This is a genomic window from Streptomyces tirandamycinicus (assembly GCF_003097515.1).
Lineage (GTDB): Bacteria > Actinomycetota > Actinomycetes > Streptomycetales > Streptomycetaceae > Streptomyces > Streptomyces tirandamycinicus.
This window is the reverse complement of record NZ_CP029188.1, coordinates 3,546,785-3,561,377: the sequence shown is the minus strand read 5'-3', so window position 1 is coordinate 3,561,377 and position 14,593 is coordinate 3,546,785. Positions and strand designations below refer to the sequence as shown.

Genomic DNA, 14,593 nt, shown 5'->3' with positions numbered 1-14,593 from the left:
GACCGGCCGCCGGGGGGGCCACGGCGGGTACCCGTGCATCCGGCCCCCGCACGTCTCTTCCGGATTCCTGCAACGCGTTCTACTCTGTGCCGCCGCAGGACCGCAGGACCGCAGGACCGCGCGCCGGCACGAGACGCCTGGAGGGACCCGTGCACCTGGAGTACACACCGGGACAGAAGCGGTTACGCACCGAGTTGCGTGCCTACTTCGCCGGACTCGTGCCCGACAACGCCTACGCCCGCCACGTGGACCACGCCGAGCGGAAGCGCTTTTACCGGGAGACGATCCGCCGGCTCGGCGCCGACGGCTGGCTCGGCGTCGGCTGGCCGGAGGAGTACGGCGGACGCGGTCTGACACCGCTGGAGCAGTTCGTCTTCTTCGACGAGGCCGCCCAGGCGGGTGTGCCGCTCCCGCTCATGGCGCTGAACACCGTCGGCCCGACGATCATGCAGTACGGCACCGACGAGCAGAAGGCGTACTTCCTGCCCCGGATCCTGTCCGGCGAGATCGACTTCGCGATCGGCTACAGCGAGCCGGGCGCCGGGACCGATCTCGCCGCCCTCAGGACCCGTGCCGTACGCGAGGGCGACACCTACGTCGTCAACGGCCAGAAGATCTGGACCACCAACGGTGACACGGCCGAATGGGTGTGGCTCGCCGTCCGCACCGACCCGGACGCCCCGCCGCACAAGGGCATCACCATGCTGCTCGTGCCGACCTCCGACCCGGGGTACTCCTTCACGGTGATCAACACCCTGGCCTCCCACGACACCACCGCCGGCTACTACGAGAACGTCCGTGTGCCCGTCTCCCGGCGGGTGGGCGAGGAGAACCAGGGGTGGCGGCTGATCACCAACCAGCTCAACCACGAGCGCGTCACCCTCGCCGCCCACGGCACCATGGCCGTCCGCGCCCTCCACGACGTCCAGCGCTGGGCGGCGGGGACCAAGCTCGCCGACGGGCGGCGCGTCATCGACCTCGGCTGGGTGCGGGGGCGCCTCGCCCGTGCGCACACCCGGCTCGACGCGATGAGGCTGCTCAACTGGCGGATGGTCGGCGCCGTCCAGGACGGCACGATCACCCCGCAGGACGCCTCGGCCGTGAAGGTGTACGGGTCCGAGGCCCGCCGTGACGCCTACGCGTGGCTGATGGAGGTCGTCGGGGCCGCGGGCCCGCTCAAGGAGGGCTCGGCCGGGGCCGTCCTCCACGGCGAGCTGGAGCGCGGCTACCGGTCCGCCGTGATCTTCACCTTCGGCGGCGGCAACAACGAGATCCAGCGCGAGATCATCTCCTGGATCGGGCTCGGGATGCCGCGGGTACGGCGCTGAGCCCGCCGCGGGTACACGGCGCGGCCCGCACGACGGGCCGGCGGCGGCGCCGGAGTCCTCGGCATCCCCGCCGCGGAGCTCGCGCTTCCGCCTCCCGCCGCTACCGTTCCGGGCGGCCTTCCTGGTCACGCACCCAGGACCGGTACGCCTCGACGGCGGTCGGCAGCGTGGGGAAGATCCGCTCCTCGCCGACCGACGCGGTCAGCCCGTAGGCGTCCAGCTCCGCCCGCAGGTCCTGCTTGACGCGTGCCAGAGCGAAGACGATGCCGCGGGCGGCCAGTTCCGCGCGGACGGCGTCCACCGAGTCGAGGGCGGTGATGTCGACCGCCACGTTCGCCTCGGTGTTGAGCACGAACCACCGTACGGGGTTCTCCTGCTCGTCCACGGCGGCCAGGGCGCGGCGGCGGAAGTCCTCCGCGTTGGCGAAGAACAGCGGTGAGTCGTAGCGGTAGACCAGCAGCCCCGGAACGACCCGGGCCTCCGCGTAGTCGTCCACGTCGTGCATCCCCGCCATACCCGGCACCAGGCCCTGGACGGCGTCGTGCGGGCGGGCGACCCGGCTCAGCAGCTCGGCCACCGACAGGGCCACGGCCAGCAGCACGCCGTACAGGATGTCCAGGACGAGCACCCCGACGAGGCAGCCGAGCGCGAGCAGCAGCTCCCGGCGGCGGAAGGACGCCAGCCGCCGGTACCCGGCCAGGTCGATCATCCGGACCGCCGCATAGACGACCAGCGCCCCCAGCACGGCCGTCGGTGTGCTGCGGAGCAGCGGACTGAGGAAGAGCAGCACCCCCACCACGGCGGCTCCGGCGACGAGCCCGTACAGCTGGGTGTGCGCCCCCACCGACCGGGCGAGCGCGGTCCGGCTCGCGCTGCTGCTCACCGGGAACCCCCGCAGCAGACCGGCGCCCAGGTTCGCCGCGCCGAGGGCCAGCAGTTCCTGGTTGGGGTCCAGGCGCGGTTCGTCCTCGTCCGTGACGAAGGCGCGGGCCGTGAGGATGAAGTCGGTGTAGCCGACGAGCAGCACCCCGACGGCCGGCAGCAGCAGCCGGGGGAGTTCGCCGAGGTCCGGCAGGGCGAAGCCGGGCAGACCCGCCGGGACGTCCCCGACCACCGCGACGCCGCGGGCCTGCAGGTCGAACACCGCCGCCGCGGCCGTCCCGAGAGCCACCACCAGCAGCGGTCCGGGAAAGGCCCCCGGGAGCCGCAGCGCGGCGAAGAGCAGTACCAGCGCCACGGCGCTGAAGGCGACCGTTCCCGGATGCGCCTCGGCCAGGTGGGAGAGGAAGGACGCCAACCGCCGGAAGAAGCCCGGCCCCTCCGTCGGTACGCCCGTCAGCGTGGTCAGCTGATCCACCATCATGATCAGTGCCACGCCGGTGAGATAGCCGATCAGCACGGGCCGCGACAGCAGATCGGCCACGAAACCGAGCCGCGCCGCCCACGCCACCAGGCACACGAGGGCGACGGTGACGGCGAGAGCGGACGCCAGGACGGCGTACCGCGCGGGATCGCCCGCGGCGAGTGGTGCGACGACGGTCGCGGTCATCAGCGCGGTCGTCGACTCCGGGCCGACCGACATCAGCCGGGACGAGCCGAGCAGCGCGTAGAGGGCGAGTCCCGGCAGGATCGCCCACAGCCCCGTGACCGGTGGCAGGCCCGCGACACTCGCGTACGCCATGACCTGCGGTACCAGGTACGCGGCGACGGTGACCCCGGCCAGCAGATCGCCGCGCAGCCAGCGCCGCCGGTACGCGCCGAGCACCGTGAGGGCGGGAAGGGCACGGTGCCGGCGGCCGCCCGTTCCGGAGGTGCGGTCAGCCATGGCCCCGCTTCTCGCGGACCCCGCTCGCCCCGGCCCCCGCCCTCGCCCCCGGAACCGTCGCCTCCGGCACCCTCGTCTCCGGTTCCGGCACCCTCGTCCCCGGTTCCGGGGCGGTCCGCGGGGCGGCCTTCTGCGTGGTCCCGGTGCCCGGCCCCGGCACGGTCGCGGGGCCCGGCAGCGGCCGGGCCCCGCCGGTCGTGCCTCTGCCGTACACGGACTCACCCACCTTGATCAGCGGACTCCGAGGAGCGACGGGGGCGCCCCAGGGCCGGCGTGCGGGGACGAGCGCACCCCTTCCAGAATCGCCCCGCGCGCCATGCCACGCCAGCGCGTTCGGCACGCGGTGACAACGCCTCCGGGCCCGTGGGGCGTCGTGACAAGACGGGCTCCGGGCCCGTGGGTCGTCCGTCTCCCGCCCCGCCCGGCCTCGCGGAGCCGGAACGGCCCGTGCGTCGCCCGGGGGCTTGCGTCTCCGCCCGGCGGAGCCGTTACCCGGCCCGTGCTGCGGAGACCGGCCCGGGGCCGCTACCGCGGGGGCACGACGACCACCGGGCAGCCCGCGCGGTGCAGTAGACCGTGCACCACGCGTCCGAGTCTGCCGCCGGTGCCGGCATGACGGCGCGACCGGCCGACGACGAGGGCGAGAGCGGTGCGGGAGGCCCTGACGAGTTCCTCCACCGGGTCGCCGGTCGGCACCTCCAGCTCGACGTGCACGCCGGGGAACCCGCTCGAGCATTCGGCGACGGCCCGGGCGAGCGCCCCGTGCCGCCGTTCCTCCGCCCGCTGCCGGCGGCGGGCGAGCGGCAGCAGAGGCGGCCTGCCCACGGAGACCGCGTTCAGCGCGGCGCCGCGCAGCGCCGCCTCGCCGAAGGCGAACTCGAGGGCGGGGGAGGAGGGAGAGTCCGCGTCGATGCCGACGACCAGCCGCGGCCGCGAGGTCCGCGCGGTCCGGGCGGTCGGCGGTTCGCGGACCACGACGACGGGGCACTGGGCGCGGGCGGCGAGGGGCACCACGACCGAATCGGAGCCGAGTACCTCCTGGAGGCGGCTGAGGTCGCGTGAGCCGACCACGACCGACTGCGCATGCCGGGATCCCGAGGTCAGCGCGGCGACGGGGCTTCCGTCGTAGACCTCCATGATCACTTCGGGCAGCGCGTACTCTGCCTCGACCCATGCCGCCGCTGACTCCAGCTCCTGTCCGGCTTGCCTGCGCAACGTCGTGCGCTGGGGTTCGTCGCCGAGGTGCCGGGTGTCCACGAGCCATGGCACGGACACCACCAGCCGCAGGGGCAGGCGCCTGAGCCGGGCCTCCGCCGCCGCCCAGGCGACCGCCGCACGCGACCGGTCCCGGGGGTCGAGGCCGACGATCACCTCACCCTTCCCGGTGCCGCTCGAAGCTCCGTCGTTCATGGCTCCCTCCGAGGTCCGGGGCACGCCTGCGTGCGGTGTACGCGGTTCCCGCCTGCGGTCCGGGCTGCCTCACGGCCTCGTCCGCCGGGGCCGGGGCGCCGCCGTGTCCGGGCGACGGGACCACCGGGGCCCGGCGGCACCTCTTTGCGTTCCGCTGTCCCCAGTGTCCGCCGCCCGCGCCCGCGGGCACGGGGGAACCGGCGGGCCACGGGGGAACCGGCGGGCACGGAGGGGGGCGCCCTCGGCCACAGCGGACCCGCGCCACCCGCTCCCACCTGGGCCGCGGTCCGGCCCGAGTGCCCGGGAGCGGCCCGCGGGACCATTGGACCCGCCGGGCGGACTGTTCGGCCCCTGCGGGTCCCGGTCCGCCGCAGTTGAATGGCGGTGTCGCAGGCGCGGACGCCGTGGAGGACGCCGGGTGCGTGGTCCGCTCGATCGTCCCGCACTGCGGGCGCCGGCTCGACGGGAGTGGCGAACATGAAGCACAGCAAGGTCGGAAGCCTGATGGTGGGGGACGTCGTGTCGGTCGTGCCGACGACCCCGTTCAAGGAGGTCGCCAAGCGGCTGGCCGAGCACGACATCAGCGGCCTCCCGGTCCTCGACGAGGACGACCGGGTGGTCGGCGTCGTCTCCGAGACCGACCTTCTGGTTCGCCAGGCCGCCGCTACCGGGAACGGGCCTGCCATCCCCGCGTCTTGGGCCGGTACCGGCGCCCTGCCCGGGGACGGCCGCGACGGGCTCACCGCCGGGCGGCTGATGTCCTCGCCCGCGGTGACCGTGCACGCCGAGGAGACGATCGCCGAGGCCGCCCGGACCATGCTGCGGCGCGGCGTCGAGCGGATGCCCGTCGTCGACGAGGAGAACCGCCTGGTCGGCATCGTCACACGGCGCGACCTGCTGCAGGTGTTCCTCCGTCCGGATGCCGAGATCCGTCTCCAGGTGATCGAGGAAGTGCTGGTGGCCGCGCTGGGCCTCGCACCCGACGCGGTCGACGTCCATGTCGTCGACGGACGGGTCACCCTGGAGGGACGGCTGGAGGCGGCTCGCCAGATCCCCGTCCTGGTGAAGCTGACGGAGCAGATGGACGGTGTGGTGTCGGTGAGCCAGCACCTCGCCGCGCCCGGTGACGGCTCCCCGCGCACCCGGAACGGCGAGTGACGCCTGGGGCGGCGGGGCAGAGTCGACGTATGAAGGGCGAAGCCGGCGACCGGGACCCCGGCCTGTTCGGCCCCGCGTCGGTCACCTGGCAGATGCACGGCGACCCCATGATGTGGATCGCCGGGGTCCGTGCGCTCTACCTCCAGGCCCTGCACCCCCGGGCCGTACGCGGAGTCATGAGCAACAGCGACTTCCGCAAGGACGCCTGGGGCCGCCTGCTGCGCACGGCGGACTTCGTCGGGACCATCTCCTACGGCACCACCGAGGCGGCCGAACGGGCAGGTGCGCGCGTCCGCAGGATCCACCGCCTCCTCGGCGTGGACGATCCGGACCTGCTGCTCTGGGTGCACTGCGCCGAGGTGGACTCGTACCTGGACGTCCTGCGACGCTCCGGGTTCCCCCTCACCGGCCCCCTGGCGGACAGGTACATCGCCGAGCACCGGACCAGCGCCCGCCTCGTCGGGCTCGACCCGGCCTCCGTCCCCGGCACCGGAGCGGCGCTCGCCGGCTACTTCGCCGCGGTACGGCCCGAGTTGGCAGCCGGTGCGGACGCCCGCCTCGTCGACGACTTCCTGCGCCGCCCGCCCGCCCCCACGCTGCTCGTCCCGGCGCGCGAACTGATCTGGCGGCGCGTCGCCGGGCTCGCGTACGACGCGCTGCCCCCGTACGCCCACGAACTCTACGGCCGCCCCGCGCCCCCGCCCGGACGCGTCACCCGGCGGCTCGCCGCCACGGGAGCCGCGCTGCGCTGCGTCCCCCCGCGCGTACGCTGGCAGCTGCCGCCAGGTCACATCTTGAAGGCGATGGCGCGACTCGGGCCCGGCAGCAGGCCCGCACCGTACAAACTGCGCAGACAGGCGGCCATACTGGACGGGCCGGGGAGGGCGTAGCGAAGCGACGGGGGCGACGGCACGCGATGGCGGACACCAGGCTGATCCAGGGCCGGTACCGGCTGCTCGAACTGATCGGCCGGGGCGGCATGGGCGAGGTGTGGCGGGCCCGCGACGAGTCACTGGGCAGGCGGGTCGCGGTCAAGTGCCTCAAGCCCCTCGGGCCGCAGCACGACCGGACGTTCATGCGCGTCCTGCGGGAGCGTTTCCGCAGGGAGGCCAGGGTCGCCGCGGCCCTGCAGCACCGCGGGGTGACGGTCGTCCATGACTTCGGGGAGCACGAGGGCGTGCTCTACCTGGTGATGGAGCTGCTCGAGGGCCGCAACCTGAGCCAGCTGATGGAGGACGGCAAGCAGCAACCGCTGCCGGTGCCCGACATCGTCGACATCGCGGACCAGGTCGCCGACGCCCTCGCCTACACCCATGGGCAGAACATCGTCCACCGGGACCTGAAGCCCGCCAACATCATGCGGCTCACCGACGGCACGGTGAAGATCTGCGACTTCGGTATCGCCCGGCTCGGCCACGACATCGGATTCACCTCCCGTCTCACCGGGACGGGCATCGCCATGGGCACCCCCCACTACATGTCGCCCGAGCAGATCGCCGGCGGCCATGTCGACCACCGCAGCGATCTGTACTCCCTGGGGTGCGTGCTGTACGAGATAGCCACCGGGGCGCCGCCGTTCGACCTCGGCGACGCCTGGTCCGTCCTCGTCGGCCACCGGGACACCGCCCCCCGGCCGCTGCGCAGCCACCGGCCGGAACTCCCCGGCTTCATCGAGGAGATCGTCCTCGGCCTGCTCGCGAAGACACCCGAGGAGCGGCCGGCCGACGCCGGGGACCTGCGCCGCAGGATCGGTGCCGGGCGTGCGACGGCCGTCCCCGCCGCCGGCACCCCGCCGCCGCACCAGCACCAGCATCCGCACCAGCACCCGCTGCCGTACCCGCACGGCGGAGCCGAGCCGGGGCTGCCGTTCTGGACCCGCGGCATGACGACCGGCCACAAGGCGATCACCGTCTCCGCGCTGCCGGCCCCGCCGCCCGACTTCACGGCGGGCCTGACCGGCGAGTGGACCACCGGGGTGGATCTGCGCGGCCCCGCGCCCGTGAAGCTCCCGCGGCCGCAGCGGCCCACCCCGTCACCCGAACTGCTGGCCGTACTCACCGGCCGGCACAACGCCGGCCTCAGCCTCGGGCGGCTCGGCCGCTGGGAGGAGGCGGGCGAGGTGCACCGCGCGGTCGCCGCCGAACGCGAGCACGCACTCGGCCCGGACCATCCGGACACCCTCGCCAGCCGCTACGAGGTCGGTTTCACGCTCAGCAGGACGGGCCGGGCGGCCGACGCGCTCCGCGAGTTCGGTCGCGTCGCCGAAGGCCGTGAACGCGCCCTGGGCCCCGACCACCCGGAGACCCTGGCAGCCCGGCAGGAGATGGCGTACGTGCTCGGCCGGCTCGGCCGGCACTTCGAGGCGCACCAGGTGTACACGTCGGTGCTCGCCTCCCGGGAACGCACCGCCGGGCCGGACCACCCCGACACCCTGCACTGCCGTCACAACCTCGCCTTCAACCTGAGCCGCCTCGGCCGGCTCGAGGACTCGTACCGCACCGCGCAGGAGGTCGCCGAGGCCCGCACCAGGGTGCTGGGCGCGGGACATCCGGACACGCTCACCACCCGCTACGAGGTGGCCTACGCCCTCGGGCGGCTGGGCCGCTGGACCGAGGCCCTGCAGACCTACCGGGACGTGGCGGCGGCCCGCGCGGGGGCGCTCGGCCCGGACCACCCGGACACCCTCGCCGCACGCTACGAGATCGGGATCAGCCTCGCCCGCCTCGGCCGGAGCGCCGAGGCGGTGGAGCAGTACCGGGCGCTGGTGGCCGACGGCACCCGGGCCCACGGTGCCGCGGACCCGGAGACCCTGCGGGCCCGCCACGGGCTCGGCGTCAACCTGGGCCGGCTCGCCCGCTGGGAGGAGGCGCTGGCCGAGGCACGCGACGTCTGCGCGATCCGCGAGCGGGTCCTGGGCCCCGACCATCCGGACACCCTCGTCAGCCGCCGGGAGGTCGCGGTCGGCCTCGGCTGGCTGGGCCGCTGGAGCGACGCGCTCGCCGTCTACCGGCAGGTGGCCGAGGCCCGCGAGCGCGTCTTGGGCGCCGACCATCCCGACGCCCTGGCCAGCCGCAACGACCAGGCCCACTGCCTGGAGCAACTCGGCCGGGGCGGCGAGGCGGTCGAGCTGTACCGCCGTGTGGCGGCACTGCGCCGCCGGGGCGGGGCGGACCGGCAGCCGCCCACCGGGGCCTGAGGGGGGAGCCGGGCACGCCGGGGGGAGCCCGGCACGCCGCCCCCCGGGTGGCTCCCGGTGCTCGGTGCGGAGGCCCCGGGCCCGTCGTCCGGCGTCGGGTCATCCCGGTCTGCGCCTTCCCGGTCTGCGCCTTCCCGCGTCGCGACGGCCCCGCCGCGACCGCACACTGTGACCATGACGGATCCGGCCGAGGAGAGGGAACGCGGCCGAGCCGTGCGCAAGGAGGTGCCGCGGTCCTCCCACGGGCTCTGGATCCCGGCCGCCGACCGCCCGGATCCGCTCGCGGTGCTCCAGGGCCAGGCGAGCACCCGCGAACCGGACCTGGTGCCCGTACGGTACGGCCGGATGGCCGTTTCGCCGTTCACCTATCTGCGCGGCTCTCCGGCCGTCATGGCGGCCGACCTCGTCGTCCAGCGGAACACCGGACTCCGTGTCCAGCTCTGCGGCGACGCCCATCTGCTCAACTTCGGGGTCTTCGCCTCACCGGAACGCACCCTCCTGTTCGACCTCAACGACTTCGACGAGACCCTGCCCGGGCCCTTCGAGTGGGACGTGAAGCGCCTCGTCGCCAGCGTCGCCGTCGCGGCGCGGGACAACGGCCGTCCGGATGCGGAAGCCCTGCGGGCGGCACGGGCGGCGGCCGAGTCGTACCGGCTGTCCATGCGGCGCCTCGCCGGGCTCGGCGAGCTCGAGGTCTGGTACGAGCGGATCACCGCCGAGGACCTGGTGCCCCTCGTGCGGGACCTGGATCGGGCCCGCCTCGAGGCCCGGCTGGCCAAGGCGCGGCGCCGGACGAGTCTGCACGCGCTGGAGAAGCTCACCGAGGTCGTCGGGGGCAAGCGCAGGATCGTGCAGGACCCCCCGCTGCTGGAGGCAGTGGCGGGGCTCGACGCCGCGTCCGTGCGGAAGATCCTCAGCGACTACCGCAGCACCCTGCCCGAGGACCGCAGGGTCCTGCTCGACCGGTACCACTTCGTGGAGGCGGCCCGCAAGGTCGTCGGCGTCGGCAGCGTGGGCACGCGCTGCTTCGTCGCGCTGCTGACCGGCCGCGACGCGGAGGACCCGCTCTTCCTGCAGATCAAGGAAGCCCAGCGGTCCGTGCTGGAGCCGCATCTGCCGAAGTCGGCCTACCGCCACCAGGGCCAGCGGGTCGTCGCCGGCCAGCGTCTGCTCCAGGCGGCGAGCGACATCTTCCTGGGCTGGGTCAGCGGGCCGGGCGGCCGGCACTACTACTGGCGCCAGCTCCGGGACATGAAGGGGTCGGCGGACGTCGCGACGATGTCGCCGGCGCTGCTCCGGGACTACGCCGCGCTCTGCGGCAGGGCGCTGGCCCGGGCACACGCCCGGTCCGGGGAGCGCATCGCGATCGCCGCCTACCTCGGCTCGTCCGACGGCTTCGAGCGGGCCATGGGCGACTTCGCGCTGGCCTACGCGGACCGGACGGCCGAGGACCACAAGGCCCTGTGTGCGGCGATCGGGTCCGGCGCAGTGGAGGCGACCCCGGGAGTCTGAAGCCGCGTCCCGCGTCCCGTATCCCGCGTCCCGCGTCCCGCGTCCCGCGTACTGCACCCGCACTGCTTCCCGGCGCCGCGTCCCGGCGCCGCGATCCCGGACCGCAAACGTGACCCCGCTCTCTGGCCCGCGCGATCATCGCGTGTTACGAAGAGGCATGTCTGCAGCCTCCTCCCGATCGTTCAGCCGGTCCGTGTACGACGCCGTCATCGTCGGCGGCGGCCACAACGGGCTGGTCGCCGCCGCCTATCTGGCCCGTGCGGGGCGCACCGTCCTGGTCCTCGAACGCCTGGGGAACACCGGGGGAGCGGCCGTCTCCACCCGCCCGTTCGCCGGGGTCGACGCCCGGCTGTCCCGCTACTCGTACCTGGTGTCCCTGCTGCCCGGCAGCATCGTGCGCGACCTCGGGCTGGCGTTCGCCGTCCGCAAGCGCACCGTCTCCTCGTACACCCCCGTCGTGCGCGACGGCCGGGCCACCGGACTGCTCGTCGGCGCGGGCCGTACCCGCGAGTCGTTCGCGGCCCTCACCGGCTCCGACCGCGAGTACGCGGCGTGGGAGGCGTTCTACGGCAGGACCAGGCAGGTCGCCGAAAGGGTCTTCCCCACGCTGACGGAGCCGCTGCCGACCCGCGGCGAGCTGCGGGAGCGGGTCGGGGACGAGACGGCCTGGCGGACGCTGTTCGAGGAGCCCATCGGCGCCGCGATCGAGGCGAACTTCGCCGACGACCTGGTCCGCGGTGTCGTCCTGACCGACGCCCTCATCGGCACGTTCGCGGACGCCCACGACCCTTCGCTGGTGCAGAACCGCTGCTTCCTCTACCACGTCGTCGGCGGTGGCACCGGTGACTGGGACGTGCCCGTCGGCGGGATGGGCGCGCTGACCGACGCGCTCGCCGGGGCAGCCCGGGCCGCGGGCGCCGAGATCGTCACCGGCCATGAGGCGATCCGGATCGAGACCGACGGGACGGCCGCCGAGGTCGTCTTCCGCACCGACGACCGGGAGGGCGCGGTCGCCGCCCGCAAGGTGCTGGTCAACGCCTCACCGCAGGCCCTGTCCGCCCTTCTCGGCGAGCCCGCCCCGCCCTCGCCGGAGGGCGCCCAGCTCAAGGTCAACATGCTGCTGCGCCGGCTGCCCCGGCTGCGGGACCGCACGGTCGACCCGCGGCAGGCGTTCTCCGGCACCTTCCACATCTCCGAGGGCTACGGCGAGCTGGCGACCGCGTACGCCCAGGCCGCGGCCGGACGCCTGCCCGAGGCGCCGCCGTCGGAGATCTACTGCCACTCGCTGACCGACCCGTCCATCCTCGGTCCCGAACTGGCCGCCCAGGGCTACCAGACCCTGACCCTCTTCGGGCTCCACACGCCCGCCCGGCTGTTCCACGAGGCGCCGGAGGCGGCCCGTGACGCGCTGCTCAAGGCGACCCTCGCCGAACTCGACGCCCACCTGGACGAACCGATCACCGACTGCCTGGCCCTCGACGAGGCGGGGCGTCCCTGCATCGAGGCGAAGACCCCGCTGGACCTGGAGCACGAGTTGCGGCTGCCGGGCGGGCACATCTTCCACCGCGATCTCGCCTTCCCCTGGGCCGACGCCTCCACCGGCCGCTGGGGCGTGGAGACCACCCACCCCAATGTGCTGCTGTGCGGGGCGGGAGCGGTGCGCGGCGGTGGCGTGAGCGGCATCCCCGGTCACAACGCGGCGATGGCGGCACTGGGCCGTTGACCGTTCGCCGCCGGCGGCGGCGGGCCACCCGGATCCGGCCGCCCGCCGCCTGCGGCGGTGGTCAGAGCCCGGCCGTGGCCCGGCCGGAGGCGGCCGCGGTGTGGAAGGTGTGCCGGTAGGCGGCGGGTGAGACGCCGACGAGTGCACGCATGTGCTGCCGCAGCGAGTTGGCGCTGCCGAAGCCGGCGCGGTCGGCCACCAGGTCGATCGACAGGTCGCTGGTCTCCAGCAGCTGCTTGGCCACCTCGACCCGCTGGGCGGTGAGCCACTGGCCGGGGGTGACTCCCGCCTCGTCGCGGAACCGCCGGGTGAACGTCCGCACGCTCATCCGCGCGTGCGCGGCCAGCTCGCCCAGCGTCAGGGGGCGGTCCAGCCGCTCCAGCGCCCAGGCCCGGGTGGGCGCGGTGGTCGCCGTCGTGGGTTCGGGCACGGGCCGCTCGATGTACTGGGCCTGGCCGCCGTCGCGCCATGGCGGGACGATGCAGCGGCGGGCCACCTGATTGGCGAGCGCGCTGCCGTGGTCGCGCCGCACCAGGTGCAGGCACACGTCGACGCCGGCCGCCGCGCCGGCCGAGCTGAGCAGGTCGCCGTCGTCGACGAAGAGCACGTCCTCGTCGAAGCGCACTCGCGGGAACAACCGCCGGAAGTGCTCCGCCTCCGCCCAGTGGGTCGTGGCGGGCCGGCCGTCGAGCAGTCCCGCCGCGGCGAGGACGAAGGCGCCCGTGCAGATCGACACCGTGCGGGTGCCCGGCCGGATGCGTGCGAGGGCCTCCGCGAGGGGCGCGGGCAGCAGCCCCTCCTCGGCGATGCTCCCCAGCCGGTGGGTCGGTGCGACGATCACGGTGTCGGCGCTCTCCAGGGCCTCGGGGCCGTGTGCCACGTCGATCGAGAAGCCCGCCTCGGTGCGGACGGGCCGGCCGTCCGGGGTGCAGACGACGACCTCGTACAGCGCCGCCCCGTCCGAGGACCGCGCGCTGCCGAAGATCCGCGCGGGGATGCCCAGTTCGAAGGTCATGACCCCGTCGAGGGCCAGGACCGCCACACGGTGGGGATCCGGCCCGGGCGGTACGACGCAGCCGTCGTGCACGTCCCACTCGTCGCTCGCCTTCCGCCGCGCGCCGGCCATGACCCCCGTCGTGCGGTCCGCGGCGCGCCCTGTGTCCCGTCCCGTGTCCTGTCCCGCAGTACCCATGGCCAGATTCTGTCACATCATGGCCATCCAGCCAGTTCTGGGCGGGGTCGCCGGCGCCGATGGTGGAGGCGTACCGAGAACGGAAAGGACCTCTCATGCACGACACCCACACCGGCGCCGACACCCACACCCACACCCACACCCACACCGGCACCGGCACCGGCACCACGATGCGCGCGATCAGTCCGGCCGCCTGGGGCGGACCGGAGGTGCTGCGCGAGGTGACCCTCGCCCGGCCCGTCCCCGGCCCCACCGAGATCCTGGTGCGGGTGCACGCGGCCGGGGTCAACCCGATCGACTGGAAGACGCGCGCCACCGGAGGCTTCGGGATGCACGGCGAGCCGCCGGTGCTCGGATACGACGTCTCCGGCGTCGTCGAGGCCGTGGGGCCGGGTGTCACCGTGCACCGCCCGGGCGACGAGGTGTTCGGCATGCCGGAGTTCCCGCGCCAGGCGGGCGGCTACGCCGAGTACGTCACCGGCCCGGCCCGGCACTTCGTGCCCAAGCCCCCGGCCCTGAGCCATGTGGAGGCCGCCGCGTTGCCGCTGGCGGGCCTCACCGCCTGGCAGTCCCTCGTGGAGACCGCGGGTCTCGCCCCCGGCCGGCGGGTGCTCGTCCACGCGGCCGCTGGCGGCGTCGGCCATCTGGCCGTCCAGATCGCGGCGGCCCGCGGCGCGTACGTCATCGGCACCGCCCGCGAGGAGAAGCACGCACTGCTGAAGGAACTCGGCGCGGACGAGCTCATCGACTACACCCGGCAGGACTTCACGGCCGTGCTCGGGGACCGGGCCGTCGACGTCGTCCTGGACTCGATCGGCGGGGACTACGGGCACCGGTCCCTGCGGGTGCTGCGCGACGGCGGCACGCTCGTCACACTGCCCTCGCCCGACGAGGTGCCCGCTCCGGAAGAGACCGCGCCGAGGGGCATCCGCACCGGATTCACGCTCGTGGAGCCGGACTCCACCGGGATGCGCGCCCTCGCCTCGCTCGTGGCGGAGGGAAGGCTGCGCCCCGTCGTAGAGACGGTGCTGCCGCTGGAGCGCGCGGCCGACGCCCACCGGCTGGGCGAGACCGGACGCACCCGGGGGAAGATCGTGCTCACGGTCGTGGACGTCTGACCGGGCAGCCCATCCGCCGTGCGGAGGCGCTTGTTCCGTGTCCGTGTCCGTGTCCGCGGCCTCGGCCGTGTCCGCGGCCTCGGCCGTGTCCGCGGCCTCGGGGAGGGGCGGGCCCGCGGACCGCGCTCGAG

The 14,593-nt window shown here is 74.5% G+C and carries 10 protein-coding genes; 7 read left to right on the top strand and 3 right to left on the bottom strand.

Annotated elements, in window-relative coordinates; all coding sequences use genetic code 11:
- Nucleotides 1–149 precede the first annotated feature (149 nt).
- Nucleotides 150–1,328, top strand: coding sequence for an acyl-CoA dehydrogenase family protein (locus tag DDW44_RS15720; protein ID WP_017948313.1), 1,179 nt, complete (start codon nucleotides 150–152; stop codon nucleotides 1,326–1,328).
- A 100-nt stretch (nucleotides 1,329–1,428) separates the two neighbouring features.
- Here DDW44_RS15720 and DDW44_RS15715 read toward each other — a convergent pair whose 3' ends face one another.
- Both DDW44_RS15715 and DDW44_RS15705 read right to left on the bottom strand, forming a co-directional pair.
- Entirely contained in the window at nucleotides 1,429–3,153 is a 1,725-nt protein-coding gene (locus tag DDW44_RS15715) for a SulP family inorganic anion transporter (protein WP_017948314.1), read from the bottom strand.
- A gap of 525 nt (nucleotides 3,154–3,678) precedes the next feature.
- Nucleotides 3,679–4,563, bottom strand: coding sequence for a universal stress protein (locus DDW44_RS15705; RefSeq protein WP_108906830.1), 885 nt, complete (start codon nucleotides 4,561–4,563; stop codon nucleotides 3,679–3,681).
- Between the two features lie 477 nt (nucleotides 4,564–5,040).
- On the opposite strand from DDW44_RS15705, the gene DDW44_RS15700 reads away from it, so the two are divergent.
- From DDW44_RS15700 to DDW44_RS15680, 5 genes are all read left to right on the top strand, one after another.
- Nucleotides 5,041–5,721, top strand: a complete 681-nt coding sequence (locus tag DDW44_RS15700; protein WP_108906829.1) for a CBS domain-containing protein — start codon at nucleotides 5,041–5,043, stop codon at nucleotides 5,719–5,721.
- A gap of 29 nt (nucleotides 5,722–5,750) precedes the next feature.
- Nucleotides 5,751–6,611 carry an oxygenase MpaB family protein gene (locus DDW44_RS15695; RefSeq protein ID WP_017948318.1) on the top strand — a complete coding sequence of 287 codons (861 nt, stop codon included), beginning with the start codon at nucleotides 5,751–5,753 and terminating at the stop codon, nucleotides 6,609–6,611.
- A gap of 26 nt (nucleotides 6,612–6,637) precedes the next feature.
- Entirely contained in the window at nucleotides 6,638–8,917 is a 2,280-nt protein-coding gene (locus DDW44_RS15690; RefSeq protein ID WP_108906828.1) for a serine/threonine-protein kinase, read from the top strand.
- Between the two features lie 174 nt (nucleotides 8,918–9,091).
- Nucleotides 9,092–10,429 (top strand): DUF2252 domain-containing protein, encoded by a 1,338-nt coding sequence (locus DDW44_RS15685; protein WP_108906827.1) that lies wholly within the window; start codon nucleotides 9,092–9,094, stop codon nucleotides 10,427–10,429.
- Between the two features lie 157 nt (nucleotides 10,430–10,586).
- Nucleotides 10,587–12,152, top strand: coding sequence for a phytoene desaturase family protein (locus DDW44_RS15680; RefSeq protein WP_167455498.1), 1,566 nt, complete (start codon nucleotides 10,587–10,589; stop codon nucleotides 12,150–12,152).
- A gap of 61 nt (nucleotides 12,153–12,213) precedes the next feature.
- On the opposite strand, the gene DDW44_RS15675 is transcribed toward DDW44_RS15680, so the two are convergent.
- On the bottom strand, nucleotides 12,214–13,344 hold the full coding sequence (locus DDW44_RS15675) for a GlxA family transcriptional regulator (protein WP_244224045.1): 1,131 nt from the start codon (nucleotides 13,342–13,344) through the stop codon (nucleotides 12,214–12,216).
- 170 nt (nucleotides 13,345–13,514) lie between these two features.
- On the opposite strand from DDW44_RS15675, the gene DDW44_RS15670 reads away from it, so the two are divergent.
- Nucleotides 13,515–14,462: an NADP-dependent oxidoreductase gene (locus DDW44_RS15670; RefSeq protein ID WP_026281820.1), complete on the top strand. Its 948-nt coding sequence runs from the start codon at nucleotides 13,515–13,517 to the stop codon at nucleotides 14,460–14,462.
- The last annotated feature ends 131 nt before the right edge of the window (nucleotides 14,463–14,593 follow it).